At 65.0% G+C, this 25,794-nt stretch carries 24 protein-coding genes; 19 read left to right on the top strand and 5 right to left on the bottom strand.

Annotation, left to right across the window (positions count from 1 at the left end; translation table 11 throughout):
* Nucleotides 1–20: 20 nt before the first annotated feature.
* A complete protein-coding gene (locus ACH6CV_RS01135; RefSeq protein ID WP_456356314.1) occupies nucleotides 21–1,424 on the top strand; it encodes an oxaloacetate decarboxylase subunit alpha in 1,404 nt (467 codons plus the stop codon).
* An 85-nt stretch (nucleotides 1,425–1,509) separates the two neighbouring features.
* Here the strand turns inward: ACH6CV_RS01135 and ACH6CV_RS01140 are convergent, their stop codons facing one another.
* Together ACH6CV_RS01140 and ACH6CV_RS01145 are read right to left on the bottom strand one after the other, a co-directional pair.
* Entirely contained in the window at nucleotides 1,510–3,087 is a 1,578-nt protein-coding gene (locus ACH6CV_RS01140; RefSeq protein ID WP_456356315.1) for a methyl-accepting chemotaxis protein, read from the bottom strand.
* A gap of 215 nt (nucleotides 3,088–3,302) precedes the next feature.
* A complete protein-coding gene (locus ACH6CV_RS01145) occupies nucleotides 3,303–5,507 on the bottom strand; it encodes a TRAP transporter permease (protein ID WP_456356316.1) in 2,205 nt (734 codons plus the stop codon).
* Between the two features lie 195 nt (nucleotides 5,508–5,702).
* Here ACH6CV_RS01145 and ftsH point away from each other — a divergent pair, with 195 nt between their 5' ends.
* The 14 genes from ftsH (at nucleotide 5,703) to leuB (ending at nucleotide 21,029) form a co-directional block, all read left to right on the top strand.
* A complete protein-coding gene (gene ftsH, locus ACH6CV_RS01150; RefSeq protein ID WP_456356317.1) occupies nucleotides 5,703–7,559 on the top strand; it encodes an ATP-dependent zinc metalloprotease FtsH in 1,857 nt (618 codons plus the stop codon).
* Between the two features lie 247 nt (nucleotides 7,560–7,806).
* Nucleotides 7,807–8,544: a threonine/serine exporter family protein gene (locus tag ACH6CV_RS01155; RefSeq protein WP_456356318.1), complete on the top strand. Its 738-nt coding sequence runs from the start codon at nucleotides 7,807–7,809 to the stop codon at nucleotides 8,542–8,544.
* Entirely contained in the window at nucleotides 8,541–8,984 is a 444-nt protein-coding gene (locus tag ACH6CV_RS01160; protein WP_456356319.1) for a threonine/serine exporter family protein, read from the top strand. Before ACH6CV_RS01155 ends, ACH6CV_RS01160 begins: the two co-directional genes overlap by 4 nt.
* Entirely contained in the window at nucleotides 8,981–9,451 is a 471-nt protein-coding gene (locus tag ACH6CV_RS01165) for an NUDIX hydrolase (protein ID WP_456356320.1), read from the top strand. Before ACH6CV_RS01160 ends, ACH6CV_RS01165 begins: the two co-directional genes overlap by 4 nt.
* Before the next feature lie 11 nt (nucleotides 9,452–9,462).
* Nucleotides 9,463–9,939, top strand: coding sequence for a peroxiredoxin (locus ACH6CV_RS01170; RefSeq protein ID WP_456356321.1), 477 nt, complete (start codon nucleotides 9,463–9,465; stop codon nucleotides 9,937–9,939).
* A 284-nt stretch (nucleotides 9,940–10,223) separates the two neighbouring features.
* Nucleotides 10,224–11,891, top strand: coding sequence for a biosynthetic-type acetolactate synthase large subunit (gene ilvB / locus ACH6CV_RS01175; protein ID WP_456356322.1), 1,668 nt, complete (start codon nucleotides 10,224–10,226; stop codon nucleotides 11,889–11,891).
* Nucleotides 11,892–11,906: 15 nt separating this feature from the next.
* Complete coding sequence (gene ilvN / locus ACH6CV_RS01180; RefSeq protein WP_456356323.1) at nucleotides 11,907–12,422, top strand: acetolactate synthase small subunit; 516 nt, start codon at nucleotides 11,907–11,909, stop codon at nucleotides 12,420–12,422.
* A 3-nt stretch (nucleotides 12,423–12,425) separates the two neighbouring features.
* On the top strand, nucleotides 12,426–13,427 hold the full coding sequence (ilvC, locus tag ACH6CV_RS01185; protein ID WP_456356324.1) for a ketol-acid reductoisomerase: 1,002 nt from the start codon (nucleotides 12,426–12,428) through the stop codon (nucleotides 13,425–13,427).
* Nucleotide 13,428: 1 nt separating this feature from the next.
* A complete protein-coding gene (ilvD, locus tag ACH6CV_RS01190; RefSeq protein ID WP_456356325.1) occupies nucleotides 13,429–15,096 on the top strand; it encodes a dihydroxy-acid dehydratase in 1,668 nt (555 codons plus the stop codon).
* Nucleotides 15,097–15,101: 5 nt separating this feature from the next.
* Nucleotides 15,102–16,607, top strand: a complete 1,506-nt coding sequence (locus ACH6CV_RS01195; RefSeq protein WP_456356326.1) for a 2-isopropylmalate synthase — start codon at nucleotides 15,102–15,104, stop codon at nucleotides 16,605–16,607.
* 31 nt (nucleotides 16,608–16,638) lie between these two features.
* Complete coding sequence (gene cimA, locus ACH6CV_RS01200) at nucleotides 16,639–18,204, top strand: citramalate synthase (protein WP_456356327.1); 1,566 nt, start codon at nucleotides 16,639–16,641, stop codon at nucleotides 18,202–18,204.
* A gap of 5 nt (nucleotides 18,205–18,209) precedes the next feature.
* Nucleotides 18,210–19,469 carry a 3-isopropylmalate dehydratase large subunit gene (gene leuC, locus ACH6CV_RS01205; protein WP_456356328.1) on the top strand — a complete coding sequence of 420 codons (1,260 nt, stop codon included), beginning with the start codon at nucleotides 18,210–18,212 and terminating at the stop codon, nucleotides 19,467–19,469.
* Nucleotides 19,470–19,482: 13 nt separating this feature from the next.
* Nucleotides 19,483–19,965: a 3-isopropylmalate dehydratase small subunit gene (locus ACH6CV_RS01210; RefSeq protein WP_456356329.1), complete on the top strand. Its 483-nt coding sequence runs from the start codon at nucleotides 19,483–19,485 to the stop codon at nucleotides 19,963–19,965.
* Nucleotides 19,962–21,029 carry a 3-isopropylmalate dehydrogenase gene (gene leuB / locus ACH6CV_RS01215; protein ID WP_456356330.1) on the top strand — a complete coding sequence of 356 codons (1,068 nt, stop codon included), beginning with the start codon at nucleotides 19,962–19,964 and terminating at the stop codon, nucleotides 21,027–21,029. Before ACH6CV_RS01210 ends, leuB begins: the two co-directional genes overlap by 4 nt.
* Here leuB and ACH6CV_RS01220 read toward each other — a convergent pair.
* Genes ACH6CV_RS01220 through ACH6CV_RS01230 form a run of 3 tightly spaced genes read right to left on the bottom strand, consistent with a single transcriptional unit; the run spans nucleotide 21,024 to nucleotide 22,164 of the window.
* Nucleotides 21,024–21,614, bottom strand: coding sequence for a manganese catalase family protein (locus tag ACH6CV_RS01220; protein ID WP_456356331.1), 591 nt, complete (start codon nucleotides 21,612–21,614; stop codon nucleotides 21,024–21,026). The genes leuB and ACH6CV_RS01220 overlap by 6 nt on opposite strands.
* Nucleotides 21,615–21,890 carry a spore coat protein CotJB gene (locus tag ACH6CV_RS01225; RefSeq protein ID WP_456356332.1) on the bottom strand — a complete coding sequence of 92 codons (276 nt, stop codon included), beginning with the start codon at nucleotides 21,888–21,890 and terminating at the stop codon, nucleotides 21,615–21,617.
* Nucleotides 21,883–22,164: a spore coat associated protein CotJA gene (locus ACH6CV_RS01230; protein ID WP_456356333.1), complete on the bottom strand. Its 282-nt coding sequence runs from the start codon at nucleotides 22,162–22,164 to the stop codon at nucleotides 21,883–21,885. Before ACH6CV_RS01230 ends, ACH6CV_RS01225 begins: the two co-directional genes overlap by 8 nt.
* 302 nt (nucleotides 22,165–22,466) lie before the next feature.
* Here ACH6CV_RS01230 and ACH6CV_RS01235 point away from each other — a divergent pair, with 302 nt between their 5' ends.
* From ACH6CV_RS01235 to ACH6CV_RS01250, 4 genes are all read left to right on the top strand, one after another.
* The gene (locus ACH6CV_RS01235) at nucleotides 22,467–22,679 is read left to right on the top strand and encodes a FeoA family protein (protein WP_456356334.1); all 213 of its coding nucleotides are present in this window, start codon (nucleotides 22,467–22,469) and stop codon (nucleotides 22,677–22,679) included.
* Nucleotides 22,680–22,693: 14 nt separating this feature from the next.
* Nucleotides 22,694–22,921 carry a FeoA family protein gene (locus tag ACH6CV_RS01240; RefSeq protein WP_456356335.1) on the top strand — a complete coding sequence of 76 codons (228 nt, stop codon included), beginning with the start codon at nucleotides 22,694–22,696 and terminating at the stop codon, nucleotides 22,919–22,921.
* Nucleotides 22,922–23,008: 87 nt separating this feature from the next.
* The gene (gene feoB, locus ACH6CV_RS01245) at nucleotides 23,009–25,495 is read left to right on the top strand and encodes a ferrous iron transporter B (RefSeq protein ID WP_456356336.1); all 2,487 of its coding nucleotides are present in this window, start codon (nucleotides 23,009–23,011) and stop codon (nucleotides 25,493–25,495) included.
* Nucleotides 25,495–25,692, top strand: coding sequence for a FeoB-associated Cys-rich membrane protein (locus ACH6CV_RS01250; RefSeq protein WP_456356337.1), 198 nt, complete (start codon nucleotides 25,495–25,497; stop codon nucleotides 25,690–25,692). Before feoB ends, ACH6CV_RS01250 begins: the two co-directional genes overlap by 1 nt.
* The last annotated feature ends 102 nt before the right edge of the window (nucleotides 25,693–25,794 follow it).

Consider the following 25,794-nt stretch of genomic DNA (forward strand, 5'->3'; position numbering starts at 1 on the left):
CGGGAAGAGGAGGAATCCCAATGGGCAAGAAGGTATTGATTACCGACACCATCCTGCGCGACGCGCACCAGTCGCAGGCGGCCACGCGCATGCGCACCGAGGACATGCTGCCGGCGTGCGAGAAATTGGACAAGGTCGGTTACTATTCGCTGGAGTGCTGGGGCGGTGCGACGTTTGACAGCTGCCTGCGGTTTTTGAACGAGGATCCGTGGGTGAGGCTGCGCAAGCTGAAAGAGGCGCTGCCGAAGACGAAGCTGCAAATGCTGTTCCGTGGGCAGAACATCCTGGGCTACAAGCATTACGCCGACGACGTGGTGGATGAGTTCGTCAAACTGTCGATCAAGAACGGCATCGAGATCATCCGCATCTTCGACGCGCTCAACGACACGCGCAACCTCGAAGCCGCGATCAAGGCCACGCGCAAGTACAAGGGCATCTGCGAGCCGGCGATGAGCTACACGGTCAGCCCGGTGCATACCGAGGACTACTTTGTGGAACTGGCGATTGAGTTCGAAAAGATGGGCGCGGATCAGATCTGCGTCAAGGACATGGCCAACCTGCTGCTGCCCTACGAGGCTTACAGCCTGGTGAAGAAGCTCAAGCAGGCGGTCAAGGTGCCGATCCACATGCACACGCATAACACCTCGGGCACCGGCGACATGGTGTACCTGAAGGCGATCGAGGCGGGCGCGGACATCGTGGACACGGCCCTGTCGCCGATGGGCAACGGCACGGCGCAACCCGCAACCGAGCCGCTGGTGGCCACTTTGCGCGGCACCGAGCGCGACACCGGATTGGATCTCAAGCTGCTCTCCGACATCGCGGTGCACTTTCGCGGCGTCAGCGAGCGGATGCAGAAGGAAGGCATCCTCGACCCGAAGGTGCTGCAGGTGGACATCAACACGCTGCTCTACCAGGTGCCGGGCGGCATGCTGTCGAACCTGATCAGCCAGCTCAAGCAGGCGGGCAAGTCGGATCAACTGTACGAGGTGCTGGCGGAGGTACCGCGCGTGCGCGAGGATTTCGGCTATCCGCCGCTGGTCACGCCGACCAGCCAGATTGTGGGCACGCAGGCGGTGATGAACGTGCTGGCCGGCGAGCGCTACAAGATGAACCCGAAGGAGTCGCAGGCGCTGATGCGCGGCGAGTACGGCCGGCTGCCGGCGAAGGTGAACGAGGACGTGCGCAGGAAGGTCATCGGCGACGCCAAGGTCATCACCTGCCGCCCGGCGGACAATCTGAAGCCGGAGCTCGCGGCCTACCGCAAGGAGATCAAGCAGTGGATGGAGCAGCCCGAGGACGTGCTCAGCTACGCGCTGTTCCCGCAGGTGGCGGCCAATTTCTTCGAGTACCGCAAGGCGCAGAAAGAGGGCCCGAAATTCCCGTCGCTGATCGGGCAGCAGGCCCAGGTCACGCCGGTATAAAGCGAATCATTTCCCGCGTGAGCGCTGAAGGGATTCTTAAGGGCCTTGCCCTTAAGAATCCCTTCGTCGTTCACGCGGGGAAAACCTACGCGTCCATCCGGAAATAAGCCACCTGCTCCTTGAGCAGTTGCGCCTGACCCAGCAGCTTCTCGCTGGCGGCCGAGCTCTCCTGCGACGAGGCCGAGTTGGATTGCACCACTTGCGTGATCTGCTCAAGGCCGATCCGCAGCTGCTCGATCCCCATCGCCTGCTCGTTGGACGACACGGCGATCGAGTCCATCAGCCCCGCCGCCTCCTGCACAAGCCGCATGATCTCCTTGAGCGCCGTCGCCGTGTCCTGCGCCACCTTAGAGCCCGCCGCGGTCTTGACGATCGACGCCTCGATCATAGCCGTGGTCTCCTTGGCCGCTTCGGCCGAGCGTGCCGCCAGGTTGCGCACCTCCTCCGCCACCACCGCGAAGCCCTTGCCGTGCTCGCCGGCGCGCGCCGCCTCCACCGCCGCGTTCAGCGCCAGGATGTTCGTCTGGAACGCGATGTCGTCGATCACCTTGATGATCTTGGAGATGTTGCCCGACGCCTCGTCGATCTGCGACATCGCCGTCAGCATGGCGTTCATCTTGGCGTTGCCCTGCTCGGCCCGATCCTTGGTGGTGTCCGACAGCGTGTTGGCCTGCGCCGCGTACTGCGCGTTCTGGCCGGTCTTGGCCGCGATGTCCTCGAGCGAGGCGTTGAACTGCTCGACCGCGCCGGCCTGCTCGGCCGAGCCCTGCGACAGCGACATGCTCATCGACGAGACCTGGCCCGCCGCCGTCGCCACGTACGCCGACGCGTCGTTGATGCCGCCCATGGTCTGGGCCAGATGGCCGGCGAAGCGGTTGATCGACCCCGCCATCATGCCGATCTCGTCCTTCGACTTGACATCCAGCCGCGCGGTCAGGTTGCCCTCGGCCAACTCGTCGACCATGCGCGCCGTCAGATTCAGCGGCTTTGCGATGCCCGCGATGACCAGCCCGGCCAGCACGACCGTCACGGCGATCGCGGCCACGTCGATGGCGATGCTCGTGATGGTGGTCCGGCTGATGTAGTTTTCGATCCGCGCCATTTCAAGCTCGATCGCACCTTGGATGTTCTCCTCCGCCTCGTTGAGCTGCATGCGGATGTCGTTGAACTCCTCGTACAATGGGGTATTGAGAAAGCTCATCGACTTCCAACCGACGTCCAGGATGTCCTTGGCGTCCTGAACCCATTGCCCGCAGCGCGCGCAAAAGTCGGCCAGGTTTTCGTGAACCGTACGGCCGGAATTCGCATGCTTCGACGCGCCCCAGACCGCCGCGTCCCGATCGACGATCGCAAGCGCCTGGCCCGCGCGGTCGAGCGCCTGACCGGCTTCGGCCTCAAACGAGGCGAACAATTCCTGCTTGCGCTCCAGCGATATCCCCGAGCGCCCCACCTCCTGATAGTAGGACATCGACTGATAGAGGTCGCGGTCGGCGTTCAGGATCAGCTCCATGCTGGCGAGCCCTTCCTCATACAGCGCCTTGCGCATATCGCTCGACACGTCCCGGATGCTGTTCACCGCGAGCGCGGTCACCAGGATGGCCCCCAAGACGGGAATGAGCGCCAACAATAAAAGCTTCGCCCGTATCCTCATGTTCTTCAGCACTGCGCGCAACTCCTCTGCTTTGTCTTTTACCCCATCGGATGCCACGGCATCCGACTCAGGTCTTCGCGTAACTGAGCACTTATTTTATATATCGGGAGTCCGCTCGACATGTTTAGTTCAAAAACAAGGCACACGGCGCCCCGGCCAACCGGGGCGCCGTGTGTCTTCGATCGGTTCCATACCAACCGGGATCAGGGATGCGGCAATGTAAGGTATTATGCCGCGGCGCCGCGCTCGCCCTTGATGAGCCTGCCGATCATCACAAAGGGATCGGCGAGGAAGGCAGTCAGCTTCTTGCCGGCGGACATGCCGTCGTAGTAGTTGAACGAGGGCTCGAGCCGGCCGCCCAGGCGCTTGTTCTCCAGCCACTGCCACAGCGCCGCCACCGCAAACAGCCCGATGCCGATCAAGTCGGTGACCAGGCCCGGATCGATCAGCATCAGACCCGCCGCCAGGAACATCAGCCGCTGAACCCAGTTGGCCCGGCGGGTGAAGTAGCCCTCGAGCGCCACGCCCACCCCCATCATGCCGATCAGCGCGGTCACGGCCATCTGCAGGATGTTCCACCACTCGGCCCCGATCATCAGCATCTTCTCGTTGTAGACGAACATGTAGGGCACGAGGAAGGCCGCGATGGCGAGCTTGGTGGCGTTGAAGCCGGTGCGCATGGGCTTCGATTTGGCGATTGCGCTGCCCGCCATGGCCGCCAGCGCGACCGGCGGCGTGATGTCGGCCACGATGCCGAAGTAGAACGCGAACATGTGGGCCGTCAGCATGTGGCAGCCCATCACCTTCATGACCGCCGGGGCCATGATCGTGGAGGTAATCAGGTAGTTGGCCGTGGTGGGCACGCCCATGCCCAGTATGATCGAGGCCACCATGGTCAGCATCAGCGTCAGAATCTGACTGCCGCCGGCGATGTCGATCAGGCCGTTGCCCATCTTGAGCCCGAGGCCGGTCAGCGTGATCGTTCCCACGATGATGCCCGCCATACCGCAGGCGATCGCCACGCCGATTACGCCGCGCCCGCCGCCGGCAAGCGAATTCAGGATGTCGATCCCGGTCTGCTTAAAGGCGCCCGCCAGCGACAGGTCGGCATTGGCGTCCGCGGCCGCCTGCTTCTTGGCCTGCGCGAAGACCTGAATGCGCCTGAGCATGCCGCAGAACGCCGCCGCCGCGGTACCCACCAGCGCCGAGTAGACCGGCGTGAAGCCCGCGGTCATGAAGTAGATGATTACGACGAGCGGGATCACGAGATAGCCCCGGTCGCGGAAGATCTTCGAGAACACCGGCATCTGGTCCTTGGGCAGGCCCTTGAGCCCGTACTTGCGCGCCTCGAGGTCGACGATGATCCAGATGCCCGCAAAGTACAAAAGCGCCGGGATGATCGCGGCCTTGGCCACCTCGGTGTAGCTGATGCCCACCGACTCGGCCATCAAAAACGCCGCCGCGCCCATGACCGGCGGCATGATCTGCCCGCCGGTCGAGGCCGCCGCCTCCACCGCGCCCGCAAACTCGGGCCGATAGCCCAGCTTCTTCATCATCGGAATCGTGAACGAGCCGGTGCCCACGGTGTTGGCCACCGACGAGCCCGACACCGTGCCAAACAGCGCGCTTGACAAAACGGCCACCTTGGCGGGACCGCCGCGCCGCCCGCCCGCGATCGAGTTGGCCATCTCGATGAAGAATTCGCCCACGTTGGTGGTTTCGAGGAAGGCCCCAAACAATACGAACAGGAAGATGAACGTGGCCGACGCGCCCAGCGGCGTGCCCATGATGCCCTCGGTGGTGTACACGAGGTAGCTGATAACGCGGGTCAGCCCGAAGCCCCGGTGCGCCAAAAAGCCCGGCATCGAGCGCCCCGCGAAGGTGTAGACCATGAACAGCGTCGCGATAATCAGGATCGGGTAGCCGACCACCCGCCGGCAGGCTTCGGCCAGCAACAGGATCAACAGGCCGCCGACCGCCATGTCGAACAGGAACAGGCGGTAGCCCGCCGGATCGATCGCCGGATCGAACTTCTTGCTGATGCGCATCGCCAGTTCCACATGCTGGGCGGCGATGTACAGGCAGCAGCCGAACGCCGCGAGCGCAAGGGCTATGTCGTACCACGGAATGCGGCCCGTGCTCTTGCGCATGCCCTTGGCGGCGGGGTAATAGATGAAAGCCAGCATCAGCACGAACCCCAGGTGCAGCGGCCTGAGCTGCGTCGCGGGAATCTTGGCGGTGAATGCCGCGTACAGCTGCACGAGCGAGAACAGCACGCACAGCGCGCTGACCAGCAGCTTGCGCGAGCCTACAAACAGCCGCGTGGCCGATTCCCGGTCGTACTTGGCCATGACCTCGTCAAAGTCGAGTTCCTGTTCCGGCTGGAGCCCCGCCTTCTTAAGATCGTCGGGCTTCTTCGCCCCCTCGTTCATAAAAAGCACCTCCCGTTAGCATTGCACTTAATCTTAACATTTTTGTGTGATTCAAGCAAGGTGCAAATATGTTAAAAAGCAATTGTGACCGCCAATCGACAATTTTTGGCGCGCGTGTTAGTTTCCCCCGAGATCGATTGACAGCCCGCGCGCGATCTTCTACAATAGCGCCTATAGAAGCGAAGGAGCATGCGAATGAACAACAACAACAAACCGTTCAAGCCGCCCACCAACCGCTGGATATACATAGCGATCGCCATCGCCGTGATGATGGCGCTCAACTACTACGCCATGTCGAGCATGATGTCCCCCGAGGTCAAGACGGTGGAATATTCTGACTTTGCCGACATGGTGGCCAAGGGTCAGGTGGAAACCGCCGAGATCGGCGCGTCGATCATCAAATTTACCGGCAAGGCTATGGGGCAATGGATGCCGACCCGATACCAGACCAACGCGGTGAACGACCCCAACCTGGTCGAGCGGCTGCTGCACGGCGGCGTCAGGTTCGGCGGCGAGGATCCCCGTTCGTTCTCGCTGCTAGGTCTGCTGGGCGTACTGATGCAGTTGGCCATGTCGGGGCTTCTGATCTTCATGCTCGTGCGCATGTTGCGCGGCACCGGCGGCGGGATCGGCGCGATGGGGCTCGGCAAATCGGGCGCGAAGCTCTACGAGCTCAACGAGTCGCGCAAGATGTTTTCCGACGTGGCCGGCCAGGACGAGGCCAAGGAGGCGCTGAGCGAGCTGGTCGACTTTTTGCATCAGCCGGAGAAGTACAAGTCCATCGGCGCGAAGTTGCCCAAGGGCGCGCTGCTCGTGGGCCCGCCCGGTACCGGCAAGACGCTGATCGCCCAGGCGGTCGCGGGCGAGGCACGCGTGCCGTTTTTCTTCGTGTCGGGCTCGGCGTTTGTGGAGATGTTCGTGGGCCAGGGCGCGGCGCGGGTGCGCGACTTGTTCAAGCAGGCCGGCGACAAGGCGCCCTGCATCGTGTTCATCGACGAGATCGACGCCATCGGCAAGAAGCGCGACACCATCGGCATTTCGGCGAACGACGAGCGCGAGCAGGCGCTCAACCAGCTGCTGGCCGAGATGGACGGCTTCGACCCGAACAAGGGCATCGTGGTGCTGGGCGCGACCAATCGCCCGGAAATCCTCGACAAGGCGCTGCTGCGCCCCGGCCGGTTCGACCGGCGCATCACCGTGGACCTGCCCGACCTTAAAGGGCGCGAAGCGGTGCTGCGCGTGCACGCGCGCCCGATCACGCTGGCCGCCGACGTAGACCTGTTCACAGTCGCCAAGGCCACTGTGGGCGCGAGCGGCGCGGACCTGGCGAACATCATGAACGAGGCGGCGCTGCGCGCGGTGCGCGTCAAGCACAAGGCCGTGGAGCAAAACGACCTCGAAGCCGCGGTCGATACGGTCATCGCGGGCAGCGAGCGCAAGAGCCTGGTCGTGCCCGAGAAGGAGCGGCGCATGATCGCCGCCCACGAGATCGGCCACGCGCTGGTCGCGGCCCGGCAGAAGCACGCCGCGCCGGTCACCAAGATCACGATCATCCCGCGCACCTCGGGCGCGCTCGGCTACACGATGCAGGTGGACGAGGACGAGCATGTAATCAACTCGCGCGAGGACCTGCTGGCCCGCCTACGCGTGTACGCGGCCGGGCGCGCCGCCGAGGAGTTCGCGTTCGGCACCAGCACCACCGGCGCGGCCAACGACATCGAGCAGATGACGAAGCTGGCGCGCGCCATGATTACGCGCTTTGGCATGTCGGACGAGTTCGGCATGATGGCGCTCGAGACCGGGGCCGGCCAGTACCTGAACACCGAAGGGCAGATGAGCTGCTCGTCCGACACCGCCGCGCGCGTGGATCACGAGGTGGCCTTGCTGGTCAAGCAGGCATACGAGGACGCCACGCGCATCCTGAAGGAGAATTCGCAGAAGCTCTACGAGCTATCGAGCGTGCTGCTCGAGAAGGAGACGCTGCTCGGCGACGAGTTTATGGAGATACTGAACCGGCCCGCCCCCGAGGCGCCGGTTGAACCGGAGGCGTAACATGGCGCACAAGGCCGCGCGCGCGCCCCTCCGGGGGGTTTGGAGGGCCGAGGCCCTCCATGTTCAATCGCAGGTGCCGGCTCCGCCGGTGCCTGTGGACTGCGATAAAGGGCGAGCTTGCCCGCCCGACTCGGAATCATTTCTGCCAGCCGGATTGCGCGCGGAAAACCCCGCGGGGTTTTCAGCAATCCGGTTCCCCCGTAATCCCTCCCTCGCATCCGGCCGCGGCCGAATGCGAGGGAGCGGAATGGACGCGCTGTCCACGGCGCTCGATTTGGGCGAGCAGATGCTGATCTGCGGCGCGGAGGTGCGCCGGGTGGAAGACACAGTCGGGCGGATCGGCCGCGCCTACGGCGCCAAGCGCGCCGACGTGTTCAGCGTCACCAGCAGCATCGTGGCCACCCTCGATATGGGGGGCGGCGCGTTGTTCACCCAAACCCGGCGCATCCATGATCAGAAGATCGACCTAAGCAGGCTCGACCGGCTCAACGCGCTCTCGCGGGAAATCTGTCTGAACCGGCCGGAGCGCGGCGAGGTGTGCGCGGCGCTCGAGCGCATGCGCGAGCTACCCGGCTACGACCCGGCTCAGCAATGCCTGATCTACGCGCTGATTTCGGGCGCGTTTTCGCTGTTTTTCGGCGGGGGCGCTATGGACGCGCTGCTGTCGGCCGTGATCGGCGCGGGGCTGCGCGTTGTGGTGGGCGCGGCCGAGGGCATGCGCCTCAACCGCATCCTGGCGGGTTCTCTGGGTGCGTTTGCGGGCGGCGCACTGGCCATGCTGGCGGTGCGGCTGGGGCTGCAGGTCAGCTTCGACAAGGTCGCGATCGGCAATATCATGCTGCTGACCCCGGGCCTTACGCTGACCAACGCGCTGACCGATATGCTGTCGGGCGACACGCTGACCGGGCTGATTCGGCTGATCGAGGCGATGGTGACCGCGGTGGCGATCGCGCTGGGCTTTGCGCTGGCGGGAGGACTGCTGTGAACGCCGCGCTGTCGCTCTCGGCGGTGTTTTTCGGTTCGCTGGGGTTTGTGCTGCTGTTCAACGTACGCGGGCGCAACGTACTGCCGGCGGCGCTGGGCGGGCTGATGGCCCACGCGATGCTGTTGGCGGCACTGGCGGCGGGGCTGGGCGAAGCGGCGTCGACCGCGCTGGCGTCGTTGGCCTCGGCGCTGTACGCGCAGGGGATGGCGCGGCTTAGGCGCTCGCCCGCGACCCAGTTTCTGGTGCCAGCGCTGATCCCGCTCATCCCCGGCGGGCTGTTGTACCATACGATGCTGAGTGCGGTGTCGAGCGACTGGCCGGCGTTTGGCGAGGGCGGCGCGCGCACGCTCACGCTGTCCGGCGCGATCGCGGCCGGTCTGGCGGTGGGCGCCGCGTTTGGCGGCGCGCTGCGCATGCGCGGAAAGGGCGAAGGCAAATGATCAATACCACGCTGATCTATGTGGAAAAGGACGGGCAGTACCTGATGCTGCACCGGATCAAGAAGCAAAACGACCTGAACGAAGGCAAGTGGGTGGGCGTCGGCGGTAAGTTCGAAGACGGGGAAAGCCCGGAGGAATGCGCGAGGCGCGAGGCGCTGGAAGAAACCGGACTGACGCTCACGCGCATGCGCTACCGGGGATTGGTGACATTCGTGTCGGACAAATGGCCGACCGAGTACATGCACCTGTTCACCGCCGACCGATTCGAGGGCGCATTGAGGGTCTGTGACGAGGGCGAGCTCAAGTGGGTGGACAAAGGCGCGGTGTCCGGGCTCAATCTGTGGCCCGGCGACCGGATCTTCTTTGAATTGCTGGAAAAGGATATGCCGTTCTTTTCGCTCAAGCTGCGCTACGAAGGCGACCGGCTGGCCGAAGCCGCGCTCAACGGCGATCCCATGAAATATTGAGGAGGTGTCCCATGCTGCCCGTCAACACCCCCGCACCCGACTTCGAGCTCCTCAACCAGGACGGCGTGCCCGTCAGGCTCAAGGACTTTCGCGGCAGGAAGGTGGTGCTGTACTTCTACCCCAAGGACAATACGCCCGGCTGCACCCGGCAGGCGTGCGCGTTCGCGCGCGAATACCCGGCGTTTGAGGAGGCGGGCGCGGCGGTGATCGGCGTCAGCCGCGACAGCGTCCGCTCGCACAGGGGTTTTGCCGACAAGCACGCGCTTCACTTCATCTTGCTGTCCGACCCTGATCTGACCGTGCACCTGGCCTACGACGTGCGCAAGGAGAAAAAGCTGTACGGCAAGCTGTCGATCGGCACGGTGCGCACCACCTACCTGATCGACGAAGCGGGCATGATTACGCGCGCGTACGCCAATGTCAAGCCCGACACCAACGCCGGGCAGATGCTCAAAGAAATCGCGGCGCAGCAGCCGCCCATTTGTTAAATCCCTTGGAATTTCACAAACCGCGCTTGACAGTGCCGGACGCACATGGTATAGTCCATCAAAATCCGTCTTGAGGAGACAAACATGCTTCAACTGTCCGTCGTCGGCATCCTGGTTATTATGATCTCCGGCCTGATTCTAATTAGGGCCGGGGATACAGGTTGTTGTACGCGCGGATAGGGGCCCTAGGGCCCAAGAAGCGAATCAATGCTTGATCCCCTGCCGAAGTGCAACGCATCGGCGGGGGATTTTTATATACAGCAATACAGCAAGGGGGATTCTCAATGCAACGGACAGGCGCGCAGATCCTGATTGAGACGCTGGTGGAACAGGGCGTCGACGCCGTGTTCGGCTATCCGGGCGGCTTTGTGCTGAACATCTACGACGAGCTGTACAAAAACGCCGACCGGATCACCCACTACATCACCTGCCACGAGCAGGGCGCGACCCACGCGGCCGACGGCTATGCCCGCGCGACCGGCAAGGTGGGCGTCGTGATCGCCACCTCGGGCCCGGGCGCGACCAATCTGCTGACCGGCATCGCCACCGCGCACCTCGACTCCACGCCGCTCGTCGCCATCACCGGCAACGTGCCCTCGACCGCGATCGGCCGCGACGGCTTTCAGGAGGTGGACATCACCGGCGTGACCATGCCCATCACCAAGCACAACTACATCGTGAAGGACGTACGCAAGCTGGCCGCGACCGTGCGCGAGGCGTTCCGCATCGCGCGCAGCGGCCGCCCCGGCCCGGTGCTGATCGACATCCCCAAGGACGTGCAGCTCTCAAGGGCCGAGTACGCGCCCGAAGCGCCCGATCTGACGCCCAGCCACCCGCCCGCCTGCGATGCCGACATCGAGCGCGCGGCGGCGCTGATCCGCGAGGCCGAGCGCCCCTTCCTCTACGCGGGCGGCGGCGCGGTCGGCGCGGGCGCGTCGGAGGAACTGCTCGAGCTGTCGCGGCGGCTGCACGCGCCGATCGGCTCGAGCATGATGGGGCTGACCTGCGCGCCCCAGGACTACCCGCTGTTCCTCGGCATGACCGGCATGCACGGCCGCTACGCCGCGTCGCGCGCCATGTACGAGGCCGACCTGATCGTCGCGGTCGGCACCCGTTTCTCCGATCGCGCGATCGGCAACCAGGTCTCGTTCGCGCAGGGTCAGCGCCGCGTGCTGCACATCGACATCGACCCGGCCGAAATCGGCAAGAATATCCCGGCCTACGCCTCGCTGACCGGCGACGTGAAGCGGCTGCTCGGGCAGCTGCTGGCCCTCGGCTTGGAACGCCGTGAGAACGGCTGGCTCAAGCGGGTGCGCGAGATCCTGGAGAGCCCCGACAGCCGGCTGGACATGGGGTCCGACCGCCTGAACCCGCAGCTCGTGATCGAGGCCGTCCAAAGGCGCGCGCCCAAAGACGCCCTGGTCGCCACCGACGTCGGACAGCATCAGATGTGGACCGCGCAGTACTACAGGTTCAACCGCCCGCGCAGCTTCATCACCTCGGGGGGCCTGGGCACGATGGGCTTCGGCCTCGGCGCGGCGATCGGCGCGTGCATCGGCTCCGGGCGCAGGCGCACGGTGCTGTTCACCAGCGACGGCAGCTTCCACATGAACATGAACGAGCTGGCCACCGCGGTCACCAACCGCCTGCCGCTGACCGTTGTGCTGCTCGACAACAACGCGCTCGGCATGGTGCGCCAGTGGCAGACGCTGTTCTTCGACAAGCGGTATTCCCAGACCACGCTCAACCGGCAGACCGACTACGTGCGCCTGGCTGAGGCGTTTGGGGCCGAAGGGCTGCGCGTGGGCGAACTGGGCGAGCTCGACGCGGCGCTCGAGCGCGCGCTGGGCGCCGACGGCCCAGTGCTGCTCGACGTCAAGATCGACCCCGACGAGCGCGTGCTGCCGATGATCCCGCCGGGCGGCACGATCGACGACATCATTCTGTACTGAGAAGGGGGGCAGAGCATGGACGCGAGGCAATTCATCCTGTCGGTGCTGGTCAACAACGAGGCCGGCGTGCTGACGCGCGTGTCGGGGCTGTTCGCGCGGCGCAGCTTCAACATCGACAGCCTATCGGTCGCCGTGACGCAAGACCCTCAGCTGTCGCGCATCACGATCGCGGCCACCGGCGACGACTATTTGCGCCAGCAGATCGTCAAGCAGCTCGAAAAGCTGCACGACGTCAGGGTGGTGCAGGTGATGGATCCGGAGCGCACGGTCGTACGCGAGCTGATGCTGATCAAGATCCGCGCCACCCACGAGCAGCGCAGCCGGATCCAGGAGGCGGTGTCGGTGTTCCGCGCCAAGGTGGTGGACCTGTCGCAGGACTCGATGATCGTCGAGTTGACCGGCGAAAAGTCCAAGATCGACGCCTTCTTCGAGCTGCTCACGCCCTACGAGGTCACCGAGCTATGCCGCACCGGCATGACGGCCATCGGCCGAAGCGGGTATATCCTTCACAATGACGATAAGGAGTGTTGAACCATGGCGAAGCTGTATTACGAGGCGGATTGCGACAGGGAACTGCTCAAGGGCAAGCGGATCGCGGTGATCGGGTACGGGAGCCAGGGCCACGCGCACGCGCTGAACCTGGCGGGCAGCGGATACGACGTGGTGGTCGGGCTGTACGAGGGCTCGCCCTCGCTCGAAAAGGCGCGCTCAGCCGGGCTCAAGGCCACGACGACCGCCGAGGCGGTTGCGCAGGCCGACCTCACGATGATCCTGGTCAACGACGAGAAACAGGCCGCGCTCTACAAAAAAGACATCGAGCCCAACTTGAAGAGCGGCAGCGCGCTGGCGTTTGCCCACGGTTTCAACATCCACTACGGCCAGATCGTGCCGCCCAAAGATGTCGACGTAATCATGGTCGCGCCCAAGGGCCCCGGCCACACCGTGCGCAGTGAGTACCTCGAGGGGCGCGGCGTGCCCGACCTGATCGCGGTCTATCAGGACGCCACCGGCGAGGCGCGGCAGAAGGCGCTGTGCTACGCCTACGGCATCGGCGGCGCGCGCGCCGGCATCCTCGAGACCACGTTCAAGGAGGAGACCGAGACCGACCTGTTCGGCGAGCAGGCGGTGCTGTGCGGCGGCGTCACGGCGCTGATGAAGGCGGGCTTCGACACGCTGGTCGAGGCGGGCTACCAGCCCGAGAGCGCCTACTTCGAGTGCGTACACGAGATGAAGCTGATCATCGACCTGGTCGTGGCGGGCGGCCTCACGTTCATGCGCCACTCGATCAGCGACACCGCCGAGTACGGCGACTACGTGACCGGTGCGCGCATCGTCACCGACGACACCAGGAAAGAAATGAAAAAGGTGCTTTCCGAGATTCAGGACGGCACGTTCGCCCGCGGCTGGATCCTCGAAAACCAGGCCGGCCGGCCGCACTTTAACGCGATGCGCCGCATGGCCCGCGAGAGCCAGGTCGAACAAACCGGCAAGTCGCTGCGCGCCAAGATGAGCTGGAATTCCGGCGGGGAGGAATAGCATGCGTTCCGATCAAATCAAGAAAGGACCTGAGCGCGCGCCGCACCGCGCGCTGCTCAAGGCCTGCGGGCTGACCGACGCGCAAATCGGGCGCCCGCTCGTCGGCATCGCCAACTCGTTCAACGAGGTGGTGCCCGGCCATACCCACCTGAATCAGATCGCCCGCGCCGTCAAGGACGGCGTGCTGGCGGCGGGCGGCACGCCGCTGGAATTTAATGTGATCGGCGTGTGCGACGGCATCGCCATGGGCCACGAGGGCATGCGCTACTCGCTGTGTACGCGCGAGCTGATCGCCGATTCGATCGAGTGCATGGCGCGCGCGCACTGCTTCGACGCGCTGGTGTTCATTCCCAACTGCGACAAGGTCGTGCCCGGCATGCTGATGGCCGCGGCGCGGCTGAACCTGCCCTGTCTGTTCGCCTCGGGCGGGCCGATGCTGTCGCTTGCCGGCCCGGACGGGCCGCTCGACCTCAACAGCGTGTTCGAGGCCGTGGGCGCGCTCAAAGCCGGGACCATCGACGAGGCGCGGCTTCACGCGGTCGAGGAATCGGCCTGCCCCGGGTGCGGCTCCTGCTCGGGCATGTTCACGGCCAACTCGATGAACTGCCTGACCGAGGCGCTGGGGCTTTCGCTTCGCGGCAACGGCACGATCCCCGCCGTCTACGCCGAGCGCATCCGCTTCGCCAAGCAAAGCGGCGAGCAGGTGATGCGGCTGCTGGAATCGGGCATCCGCGCCCGCGACATCCTGACCGAAACGGCGGTTCACAACGCGCTGGCCGTGGACATGGCGCTGGGCTGCTCGACCAACTCGGCGCTGCACCTGGCCGCCGTCTGCGCGGAGGCCGAGGTGCCGTTCGACCTCAAGATAATCAACGAGGCCAGCGCCAGGACGCCCAATCTGTGCCGCCTGGCCCCGGCGGGCGCGCACCACATGCAGGATTTGCACCACGCCGGCGGGGTGTACGCGGTGATGGCGCAGCTGCTTCATGCCGGCCTGATCGACGCAAGCGCGCTGAACGCGTCGGGATCGAGCTTCGCGGACAGCCTCGCGGGCGTCGTGAACCGCAACCCCGAGGTCATCCGTCCGATCGACAGCCCCTACCGGCCGACCGGCGGACTGGCGGTCCTGTACGGCAACCTGGCCCCGCGCGGCGCGGTGGTCAAGCAGAGCGCGGTGAGCGAAGAGATGCTGACCCACAGCGGCCCGGCGCGCGTGTTCGACGGCGAGCCGGACGCCATCCGCGCGATCTACGCGGGCCGCATCCGGCCCGGCGACGTGGTGGTGATCCGCTACGAGGGCCCGCGCGGCGGACCCGGCATGCGCGAGATGCTCTCCCCCACCTCGGCCATCGCGGGCATGGGCCTGGCCTCGAGCGTGGCGCTGATTACCGACGGGCGCTTCTCGGGCGCGACGCGCGGCGCGGCGATCGGCCACGTGTCGCCCGAGGCGGCGAGCGGCGGCGCGATCGCGCTGGTGGAGGAAGGCGACGTGATTAAGATCGACATCCCCTTAAGACGGTTGAACCTGATGGTATCCGATGATATACTGAACGGGCGCCGCGCGCGCCGGACGCCGCCCGAGCGCCCCCCGCTGACCGGCTACCTCAAGCGCTACGCCGCGCTGGCCCAATCGGCCGACCGGGGCGCAATCTTACAGACAGGAGCGTGAGTTCCATGCAAGGCAATGTGAAATTCTTCGACACCACGCTGCGCGACGGCGAGCAGGCCCCCGGCTGCAGCATGACGCTCGGCGAAAAGCTGGACATCGCCCGCGCGCTCGAGCGCATGGGCATGGACGTGATCGAGGCGGGCTTTCCGGTGATCTCGCCCGGCGATTTTGAGTCGGTGCGCGAGATCGCGAATACGCTCAAATACACGACCGTCGCGGGCCTCGCCCGCGCGACCCGGCAGGACATCGACGCGGCATGGGAGGCGCTCAAGGACGCGGCCCGCCCCCGCATCCACATCTTCCTCGCCACCTCGCCCGTGCACATGGAGTTTAAACTCCGCAAGACGCCCGAGCAGGTGATCGAGCTGATCGGCGAATCGGTGGCCTACGCCCGAACCAAGTGCGCGGACGTCGAGTTCTCCTGCGAGGACGCCACGCGCAGCGAGCCGGAATTCCTGGCCCGCGCGGTCAAAACCGCGATCGAGGCGGGCGCGGGCACGATCAACATTCCCGACACCGTGGGCTACACCACGCCCGCCGAGATGGGCATGCTGATTGAGTACCTCAAAGAGCATGTGCCCGGCATTGACGCCGTTACGCTGTCGGTGCACTGCCACAACGACCTGGGGATGGCGGTCGCCAACTCTCTGGCGGCGGTGGCGGCGGGCGCGACGCAGGTCGAGGGCACGATCAACGGCATCGGCGAGCGCGCCGGCAACGCCGCGCTCGAGGAAGTGGCGATGGCGATGCGCATCCGCCCGGGCCGCTACCCGGTGGGCGTGGGCCTCGACACCACGCGCATCTACAACACGAGCCGCATGGTCTACAACATCCTCGGCATAAAGGCGCCGATCAACAAGGCGATCGTGGGCGGCAACGCCTTCGCCCACGAGGCGGGCATCCACCAGCACGGCGTGCTGGCCAACCGCGAGACCTACGAGATCATGACGCCGCAGTCGGTGGGCCTGGTGCAAAACAAGATGGTGCTGGGCAAGCACTCGGGCCGTCACGCGGTCGAGGCGCGGCTGTCGGAGCTCGGCTATACGCTGAGCGCGGATGAGCTGAGCGAGCTGTTCGCGCGCTTCAAGGTGCTGGCCGACAAGAAGAATACCGTGGGCGACGGCGACCTGAAGGCGCTGGTCAGCCACCAGGGGCTGCACGCGCAGGGCGCGTACGCGCTCGACCGCTTCACCGTATACAGCGGCAATCATTCCTCCTCCTCGGCGGTCGTGCGGCTCAAGCACGAAGGCGCGCTGATCGAAGAGGTATGCCTGGGCGACGGCCCGATCGACGCGGCGTTCAACGCGGTCGACAAGATCATGAAGATCGAAGAGCCCCATTCGCTCGACGACTACGCGATCCACACCGTGTCCGAGGGCAAGGACGCGCAGGGCGAGGCCATGGTGCGCATCCGCTGCGAGGACCGCACCGTCGTCGGGCGCGGCCTGTCCACCGACATCCTCGAGGCCAGCATTTTGGCCTACATCGCGGGGATGAACAAATTGGTATAGGCGGTCGATTTCTAAAGAAGGGATTTGCGCCATGAAGCTCGAAATCTTCGACAGTACGCTGCGCGACGGCGCGCAGAGCGAGGGCATCTCCTTCTCCGTGCAGGACAAGCTGGACATCGTGCAGGCGCTCGACGCGTTCGGCGTGGCCTACATCGAGGCGGGCAATCCGGGCTCCAACCCCAAGGACATCGAATTCTTCCGCCGGGTCGAGGGCATGCGGCTGAAAAACGCGCGGCTGTGCGCGTTCGGCAGCACCCACCGCAAGGGGATACGCGCCGAGGACGATCAAAATGTGCAGTCGCTGCTGGCCGCCGGCACCGACGTCGTCGCGATCTTCGGAAAGGCCTGGGACATGCACGCGCGCGGCATCCTCGGCGTCTCGCTCGAGGAAAACCTCGACCTGGTGCGCGAGACCGTCGGCTTTTTCAAGCGCCGCGGGCTCGAAGTGATCTTCGACGCCGAGCACTACTTTGACGGCCACCGAAACAACGCGGACTACGCGCTCAAGGTGCTCTCCGCCGCCGCGGATGCCGGCGCGGACGTTTTGTGCCTGTGCGACACCAACGGCGGCGCGACGCCGTCCGCAGTGCAGGCGGCCACCCGCGAAGCGGCGCTGCGCCATCCGAAGCTCAAGCTCGGCATACACTGCCACAACGACATCGGCTGCGCGGTGGCCTCGACGATGCTGGCGGTCGAGGCGGGCGCGTGCCACGTGCAGGGCACGTTCAACGGCATCGGCGAGCGCTGCGGCAACGCCGACCTCAGCGTGCTGATCCCCAACCTTCAACTGAAGCAAAACTACGCCTGTGTGCCCGACCTTTCGAAGCTGACCGAGACCGCGATGCGCCTGAGCGACATCTCCAACATGGCGACGCCGCGCTCGAAGCCCTACGTGGGCAAGAGCGCCTTCGCGCACAAGGGCGGTATGCACATCGACGGGGTACTCAAGGACGCGCGCTCGTTCGAGCACGTCGATCCCGAGGCCGTGGGCAACCGCCGGCGCTTTTTGATGAGCGAGGTGTCGGGTCGCAACACCGTGCTGGCGAAGTTCTCCCACATCGCGCCGGAATTGACCAAGGACTCGCCCGAAACTCATCTGATCGTGGAAAAGCTCAAGGAGCTCGAGCATCAGGGCTACCAGTTCGAGGCGGCCGACGCCAGCTTCGAGCTGCTGATCCTCAAGTGCCTCGGGCGGTTCACGCCCCACTTCAGGCTCGGCATGTACCGCACCAACGGCGAGTTCCCGCCGCCCGACGCCGAGAAGAGCGCGGTCGCGGTGCTGTCGGTCGAGGTGGACGGCCGCAAGGAGGTCACCGCGGCCATGGGCAACGGCCCGGTCAACGCGCTCGACCGCGCACTGCGCAAGGCGCTGGGTCTGTTCTACCCCGAGCTCAACCGCGTACGGCTGACCGACTACAAGGTGCGCGTGCTGTCGGGCGAGAAATCGACCGCCGCGATCGTGCGCGTGCTGATCGAGAGTACCGACGGCCAGTCGGTCTGGACCACGGTGGGCGTCGACAACGACATCATCGCGGCCAGCTGGCAGGCGCTCTCCGACTCCATCGAATACATCCTGCACAAACAGGAAGGATGGTGAATTCCGTGGGCATGACGACGACGCAGAAGATATTGGCCGCGCACGCCGGGCAGGCGAGCGTGACCGCGGGCGAGGTCGTGTCGGCCTCGGTCGACCTGGTGCTCGGCAACGACATCACTTCGCCGGTCGCGATCAACGAGTTCGAGAAGGCCGGCTGTACGCGGGTGTTCAGCCCGACGGGCATCGCGCTGGTGCTCGACCACTTCACCCCCAACAAGGACATCAAGGCGGCCGAGCAGGCCAAGCAGGTGCGCGCATTCGCGAACAAGCACGGCATCGAGCACTTCTACGACGTGGGCGAGATGGGCGTCGAGCACGCGCTGCTGCCCGAAAAGGGGCTGGTCACCGCGGGCGACCTCGTGATCGGGGCCGACAGCCATACCTGCACCTACGGCGCGCTGGGCGCGTTCTCGACCGGCGTCGGCTCGACGGACATGGCCTTTGCGATGTCCACCGGCAAGGTCTGGCTGCGCGTACCCGAGGCCATCCGCGTGACGCTGACCGGCGATCCGCCCCCGCATGTGGGCGGCAAGGACATCATCTTGCACATCATCGGCGAGATCGGCGTGGACGGCGCGCTGTACCAGTCGCTCGAGTTCACGGGGCCGGGCGTGGCGGGCCTCACGATCGACGACCGGCTGTGCATCTGCAACATGGCGATCGAGGCCGGCGGCAAGAACGGCATCTTCCCGGTCGATCAGGCGACGCTCGATTATCTCGGGGAACGCGGCGCAAAAGCCCCGCGCGCCTATGAGGCCGACCCGGACGCGGTCTACGCGCGCGAACTGACCGTCGACCTTGCAGACCTCACGCCGCTCGTGGCCTTCCCGCATTTGCCGAGCAACGTCAAGGCGCGCGGCGAATACGGCGAAGTGCCGATCGACCAGGTGGTCGTGGGCTCCTGCACCAACGGGCGCTTGTCCGACCTGATCGCCGCCGCCGAGGTGCTCAAGGGGCGCAAGGTGGCGAGGCACGTGCGCGCGATCATCATCCCGGCCACGCAGCAGACCTATCGCGACGCGATGAAGCTCGGGCTGCTTGACATCTTCCTCGACGCCGGCTGCGCGGTGTCCACGCCCACCTGCGGGCCGTGCCTTGGCGGGCACATGGGCATACTGGCCCGGGGCGAGCGCTGCGTCGCCACCACCAACCGCAACTTCGTCGGCCGCATGGGACACCCTGCGAGCGAGGTGTACCTGGCCGGGCCGTGGGTGGCCGCCGCCTCGGCGGTCGCGGGCAGGATCGCAACGCCGGACGAATTGTAAAGGGGGCACCGATATGAAAATCGAGGCGCAGGCCATCCGCTACGGCGACAACATCGACACCGACGTCATCATCCCGGCGCGCTACCTGAACACCGCCGACCCGAAGGAACTCGCCGCGCATTGCATGGAGGACCTCGACCCCGACTTCCTGAACAAGCTGCCCGAGAACGGCATTTTGGTGGGCGGCACGAATTTCGGCTGCGGCTCGTCGCGCGAGCACGCGCCGCTCGCGATCAAGTACGCGCACGTCAGCTGCGTGGTGGCCAAAAGCTTCGCGCGCATCTTCTACCGCAACGCCGTCAACATCGGGCTGCCGATCGTGGTATGCGACGCCGCGATCGAAACCGGCGACCGTCTGTCGATCGACCTTGAGCGCGGCGTGCTTCAAAACCTGACCACCGGCGAGCAGGCCGTATTCCCGGCGTTTCCGGCATTCCTCACGAAGATCATCGACGCCGGCGGCCTGATGAACGCAATGAAGGAGGGATCGCTGTGAAGTACCGCATCGCCGCCATCCCGGGCGACGGCATCGGCCCGGAGATCGTCGCCTCGGCGCTTACCGTCTTGAGGGTCGTGGGCGAGCGCTTCGGCCACGCGTTCGAGGTGGAGCCGGTACTCGCCGGCGGCTGCGCGATCGACGCGACCGGCGAGCCGCTGCCGCAGAAAACGCTTGATACTTGCCTCGCCAGCGACAGCGTGCTGCTGGGCGCGGTGGGCGGCCCCCAGTGGGATGTGCTGCCCGGCCACCTGCGCCCGGAGCGGGCGCTGCTGGGCGTGCGCAAGGCCATGGGGCTGTACGCCAACCTGCGCCCGGCGAGGCTCTTGCCCATGCTGCGCGCCGCCTGCCCGCTGCGAGCGGACCTGGCGGCAACCGGCTTTGACCTGCTGATCGTGCGCGAGCTGACCGGCGGCATGTACTTTGGCGAGAGCGGGCGCAAGCACGGCCCGTTCGGCGAGACCGCGTTCGACACCGAGGCTTACGGCGCGGGCGAGATCGAGCGCATCGCGCGCATCGGCTTCGAGGCCGCCCGCAGGCGCCGGGGGCTGCTGTGCTCGGTGGACAAGGCCAATGTGCTCGAATCGTCGCGGCTGTGGCGCGAGAGCGTGCATAAGCTGGCAGACGAATACCCCGACGTGCAGCTGACCGACATGCTGGTCGACAACGCCGCGATGCAGCTGATCGCGCGCCCGTCGCAATTCGACGTGATCGTGACCAGCAACATCTTCGGCGACATCCTGTCGGACGAGGCGTCCCAACTGACCGGCTCGATCGGCCTGTTGGCCTCGGCGTCGCTCGGCGACGGCACGCGCGGCCTGTACGAGCCGATCCACGGCTCCGCGCCCGACATCGCCGGCCAGGGCCTCGCCAACCCGATCGCAACCATCCTGTCGGCCGCGATGATGCTGCGCATGTCCTTCGGCCTCGCCGCCGAAGCCGATGCGGTCGAGGCCGCAGTGGAAGCGGCGCTCGCCGCCGGCCATCGCACCCGCGACATCGCCGCCGGCGGCGCGCACATCACTTGCCGACAGATGACCGACGCGGTGCTGGACGGGTTATAAATCCAAGCCGCCAGGAAAAACCCGCTTGCTCTCAAGGAAATCCTGCACGATTCTCAGCGCTTCCCCGAATCGCTGGAAGTGTACCACCTCGCGCTCCCGGAGGAACTTCAGCGGCTCGATGACGTCGGGATCATCGGCGAGGTTAATCAGCCATTCATAGGTGGCTCTCGCCTTCTGCTCCGCGGCCATATCCTCCGTCAGGTCCGCAACCGGATCGCCTTTGGACTGGAGATATGCGGCCGTGAACGGAACCCCGGCGGCGCTGACCGGGTAAATCGCCTTGTCGTGGTCGGCGTAGTAGGCGTCCATTCCCGCCGCCTTGATTGCATCAATGCCGGCGTTCTTCGTCAGCTGCTTGACCATACTGCCGATCATCTCCAGGTGCGCAAGCTCTTCGGTGCCGATGTCGTTGAGCACCGCGCGGGCTTCGGGCGTTACCATCGAAAACCGCTGGCTCAGGTACCGGAGAGACGCCGCCAATTCCCCATCCGGCCCACCGTACTGGGTGATGATGACCTTGGCCATCCGGGGATCCGGATTCTTGATTTTGATAGGGTACTCCAGTTTTTTTTCATAGATCCACATTCAGCAGCACTCCTCCGGCAAGTCAACATTGAAACCATATTGCCATGGCCACGGGTCCTCGTTCCACTTCCAGCTTCCGGGGTTAAGGGAGCGGAACGAATACAGCGGACCGCATAGTCTTTGGTATTGCTCCCGAAATTCGTCGGCGCGCTCCAGAATCTCGTTGTACCGGCGCAGCGCGTCGGTGTCGTCCGGGTGGGTGTCCAGGAACAGCGCCAGATCGACAGCCATGAAATCCAGCGCCATCAACTCCCGGAGAATCGAGTCCCTATCCATAGCAAAGCCTCCTTTCTTGCTGCCCGCAGGGCCTGCGTTCGCGGCGCCCGCCTTCCGGGCATGTCGCTTCGGGCTCCAGATTGACGTATTCCCTCTTATGATAAGGGCTGAAGAGTTCCGGAAAAGCCGTCCCCGTCGTCAATGATCTGCACGGCGACCATACGCCGCAGAACTTTTGAAACGGGACATATGCGGTCGCAAGCTGGACGCAATGAATGCAGGTTTCTTGAGGGATGCATCGCTCGCATTGCAATTCAAATTGAGCGTTATTCAAGCGTTTTCACCTCCATTGGGGATGGGGTCCGGGATACACTATTCGAAAATCGTGCACAGTGTTCTTGATACCCTTTCCGGGTGCCCTCTTGAGTACCTTCTTTGGCTTGAACCATGTTGAGTCGGCGTCGAAAAAGCGGGGTTCGCGGCATGTAAAATATTAGCGACGGCTAACCAAGAGCCCGTCCCCCCATTGACAAGCGCGGCCTGCGGTGCTAAACTGGCGGACAGAAGTTAGTTTACCCTAACCGATCCTTTTCCGGCTGCCGTTGGCGCCGTCTACCAGAGAAGCGAGGAGGTGGCATGATGCCTTTGACATTGGCGAGGGCGGGCGAGCATAACTGCGTCAAGAAGGTCGGCGGGAGCGTCGAAACGAGGCGGCATCTGGAGAACATGGGTTTTGTGGTCGGTACGCCCGTGATGGTGGTGGCGCAAATCAGCGGCAACGTGATCGTGAACGTCAAGGAATCCCGCGTGGCCCTGAGCCGCGAGATGGCGAACAAGATCATGGTCTGATAAAAAAAGGGGGAATGGATGTGCAGACTTTGAGATCCGCGAAGTGCGGCGACACCGTGCGCGTTGTGAAGATCGGCGGCGCGGGGGCGATCAAGCGACGGATCATGGACATGGGGATCACCAAGGGCGTGGAGGTTTATGTGCGCAAGGTCGCGCCGCTGGGCGATCCGATGGAGGTCACCGTCCGGGGGTATGAACTCACGCTGCGCAAGGCCGACGCGGAGATGATCGAGGTCGAGTAGGGACGGCCCGAGCCGTCCGCATCCGCGCCTTATTTTTCGCCCACGCATTAGTTTGAACTAACTGTATCGTTCGAGGAGGAGAGGCACATGTCCATCAAGATCGCGCTGGCGGGCAACCCGAACAGCGGCAAGACGACGCTTTTCAACGCGCTGACCGGCTCCAACCAGTATGTCGGCAACTGGCCGGGGGTCACGGTCGAGAAGAAGGAGGGCCGGCTCAAGGGGCGGAAGGACGTCAGCGTCATCGACCTGCCCGGCATCTATTCGCTGTCGCCCTATACGCTGGAGGAAGTCGTTTCGCGCAACTATCTGATCGACGAGCGCCCCGACGCCATCCTCAACATCGTGGACGGCACCAACCTCGAACGGAATCTGTTCCTGACCACGCAGCTCACCGAACTGGGCATCCCGGTCGTCGTGGCCGTGAACATGATGGACGTGGTGCGCAAGAGCGGCGATAAGATCGACACCGTGAACCTCGAAAAGGCGCTCGGCTGCAAGGTGGTCGAAATCTCCGCGCTGAAAGGCGCCGGCGTGATGGAAGCGGCGGACGCCGCGACCCAGATGGCGCGAAGCGGCAAGACCGTGCCGCAGCACAGCTTTTCGGGCAGCGTGGAGCACGCCATCGCCCACATCGAGGAGGCCCTGCTGCACGACATGCCGGAGGAGCAGCAGCGCTGGTACGCGATCAAGCTGTTCGAGCGGGATGCCAGGATCATCGAAAAGCTGAATCCGAGCCCGGCGATGCTCGCCCATATCGAAAAGGACATCCGGGGCTGCGAGGCGGAACTCGACGACGACAGCGAGAGCATCATCACCTCCGAACGCTATCAGTACATCGACTCGATCATCAGGGATTGCGTCAGAAAAAGGAACCGGGGCAAACTGAGCGCCTCGGACAGGATCGACCGGGTGGTCACCAACCGCGCTATGGCGCTGCCGATCTTCGCGCTGGTCATGACGCTCGTCTACTATGTCTCCGTCACGACCGTGGGCGGCGTGGCCACCGACTGGGCCAACGACGGCGTGTTCGGCGACGGCTGGCACCTGCTGACCATCGGCGCGGGCGAGTACGAGCGGGCGTCGGAGGATTACAATCTGGAAATCGCCAAGCGCGACGCCTACATCGAAGCCGCCGAACAGGCGGGCGTCGACGCGGACGCGCTGCGCCAAACGCTGGAAACGGAAGAGCCGGACGAGGCCGTTATCCGCGGTTTCGCGGCCCAGGCCGCGGCGGCAAACATCCAGGCCACCGCCGAGATCGAAGACGAGGACGGCAACGTCGCTGAACAGATCCCGGTCGCGGCCGCGGATTTTGAGGCGGCGCTGACGGCGGAGGAGCCCGACCCGGCGGGCTACGGCGTGTGGGTGCCGGGCGTGCCGGTGCTCGTGGCACGCGCGCTGGACGCGATGCAGACCGCCGACTGGCTGAAGGGGCTCGTCCTCGACGGCATCGTGGCCGGCGTGGGCGCGGTGCTGGGCTTCGTGCCTCAAATCCTGATCCTGTTCACCTTCCTCGCGTTCCTCGAGGGCTGCGGCTACATGGCGCGCATCGCGTTCATCCTCGACCGGGTGTTCCGCAAGTTCGGGCTGTCGGGCAAGTCGTTCATCCCGATGCTGATCGGCAGCGGCTGCAGCGTGCCGGGGATCATGGCCTCGCGCACGATTGAGAACGACCGCGACCGCAAGATGACGATCATGACCACCTCGTTCATCCCCTGCGGCGCGAAGCTGCCGGTCATCGCCATGATCGCGGGCGCGCTGTTCGGCAAGGCCTGGTGGGTGGGGCCGAGCGCCTACTTTGTGGGCATCGCCGCCGTGATCTGCTCGGGCATCATCCTGAAAAAGACCAGGATGTTCGAGGGCGACGTCGCGCCTTTCGTCATGGAACTGCCCGCCTACCACTGGCCGACCGCCGGCAGCGTGCTGCGCAGCATGTGGGAGCGCGGCTGGTCGTTTATCAAGAAGGCCGGCACGATCATCCTGCTCTCCCAGGTGGTCATCTGGTTCGGTTCCAGCTACGGCTGGGCGGATGGTTCCTTCGGCATGGTCGGGATGAACGACAGCATTCTCGCCGCCGTCGGCAGCGCCATCGCCTGGATCTTCGCGCCGCTCGGCTGGGGCGGCTGGAAAAACGCGGCCGCGGCCGTCACCGGTCTGATCGCCAAGGAAAACGTGGTCGGCACATTCGGCACGCTGTACGGCTTCGCGGAGGTTGCGGAGGATGGCCTGGAAGTGTGGGGCACGCTCGCGGCCAGCTTCACGGCGTTGTCCGCCTATTCCTTCCTGGCGTTCAACCTGCTGTGCGCCCCCTGCTTCGCCGCGATGGGCGCGATCAGGCGGGAGATGAACAACACGAAATGGTTCTGGTTCGCCATCGGATACCAGACCGGGCTTGCCTACCTCGTGTCGCTGAGCATCTACCAGCTCGGCATGATGTTTACGCAGGGGGCGTTCGGATTCGGCACGGCCGTGGCGATTGCGGCGGTCGTCCTGTTCCTCTACCTGCTCTTTAGGAAACAGAAGGACTACGCGAAGCCGGGCGCGAGACTCCGGCAGGGAGCGAGGGCGTAATGGGCACTTGGGTTGTCGGCGCGATTGTCGCCGTCGTCATCGGCCTTGCGGCGCGCAAGGTATACAAGGATCGCAAAACCGCAAAGGGCTGCGGGGGCGGCTGCGGGGGCGGCTGCGCGGGCTGCCCTCACGCCGGCGACAGCTTCCAACCGCCAAAAATAAGCAGGCCGCCCGCGCGGGACGGCCCGACGCCTTGAGCGTCTCGCACCCCTTGGCGCGCGGCACGTCGTATTCAAGTGGAATTCCGGGGGCTTGCCGTTCAGGAAGTAGTTTGGGGCTGCCGCAGAACTCTGATTGTG

This window comes from Anaerozeibacter quisquiliarum (assembly GCF_051162045.1).
Taxonomy (GTDB): domain Bacteria; phylum Bacillota; class Clostridia; order Christensenellales; family Aristaeellaceae; genus Anaerozeibacter; species Anaerozeibacter quisquiliarum.

Bases quoted from the DNA above. Each gene is read 5' to 3' on its own strand.
- ilvN (WP_456356323.1), top strand. From the start codon at position 11,907: ATGGACGCGAGGCAATTCATCCTGTCGGTGCTGGTCAACAACGAGGCC.
- ACH6CV_RS01240 (WP_456356335.1), top strand. From the start codon at position 22,694: ATGGATGTGCAGACTTTGAGATCCGCGAAGTGCGGCGACACCGTGCGC.
- cimA (WP_456356327.1), top strand. From the start codon at position 16,639: ATGAAGCTCGAAATCTTCGACAGTACGCTGCGCGACGGCGCGCAGAGC.
- ACH6CV_RS01195 (WP_456356326.1), top strand. From the start codon at position 15,102: ATGCAAGGCAATGTGAAATTCTTCGACACCACGCTGCGCGACGGCGAG.
- ACH6CV_RS01220 (WP_456356331.1), bottom strand. From the start codon at position 21,614: ATGTGGATCTATGAAAAAAAACTGGAGTACCCTATCAAAATCAAGAAT.
- ilvC (WP_456356324.1), top strand. From the start codon at position 12,426: ATGGCGAAGCTGTATTACGAGGCGGATTGCGACAGGGAACTGCTCAAG.
- ACH6CV_RS01210 (WP_456356329.1), top strand. From the start codon at position 19,483: ATGAAAATCGAGGCGCAGGCCATCCGCTACGGCGACAACATCGACACC.
- ilvB (WP_456356322.1), top strand. From the start codon at position 10,224: ATGCAACGGACAGGCGCGCAGATCCTGATTGAGACGCTGGTGGAACAG.
- ACH6CV_RS01135 (WP_456356314.1), top strand. From the start codon at position 21: ATGGGCAAGAAGGTATTGATTACCGACACCATCCTGCGCGACGCGCAC.
- ACH6CV_RS01170 (WP_456356321.1), top strand. From the start codon at position 9,463: ATGCTGCCCGTCAACACCCCCGCACCCGACTTCGAGCTCCTCAACCAG.
- ACH6CV_RS01145 (WP_456356316.1), bottom strand. From the start codon at position 5,507: ATGAACGAGGGGGCGAAGAAGCCCGACGATCTTAAGAAGGCGGGGCTC.
- ACH6CV_RS01155 (WP_456356318.1), top strand. From the start codon at position 7,807: ATGGACGCGCTGTCCACGGCGCTCGATTTGGGCGAGCAGATGCTGATC.
- ACH6CV_RS01250 (WP_456356337.1), top strand. From the start codon at position 25,495: ATGGGCACTTGGGTTGTCGGCGCGATTGTCGCCGTCGTCATCGGCCTT.
- feoB (WP_456356336.1), top strand. From the start codon at position 23,009: ATGTCCATCAAGATCGCGCTGGCGGGCAACCCGAACAGCGGCAAGACG.
- ACH6CV_RS01235 (WP_456356334.1), top strand. From the start codon at position 22,467: ATGATGCCTTTGACATTGGCGAGGGCGGGCGAGCATAACTGCGTCAAG.
- ACH6CV_RS01165 (WP_456356320.1), top strand. From the start codon at position 8,981: ATGATCAATACCACGCTGATCTATGTGGAAAAGGACGGGCAGTACCTG.
- ACH6CV_RS01225 (WP_456356332.1), bottom strand. From the start codon at position 21,890: ATGGATAGGGACTCGATTCTCCGGGAGTTGATGGCGCTGGATTTCATG.
- ftsH (WP_456356317.1), top strand. From the start codon at position 5,703: ATGAACAACAACAACAAACCGTTCAAGCCGCCCACCAACCGCTGGATA.
- ilvD (WP_456356325.1), top strand. From the start codon at position 13,429: ATGCGTTCCGATCAAATCAAGAAAGGACCTGAGCGCGCGCCGCACCGC.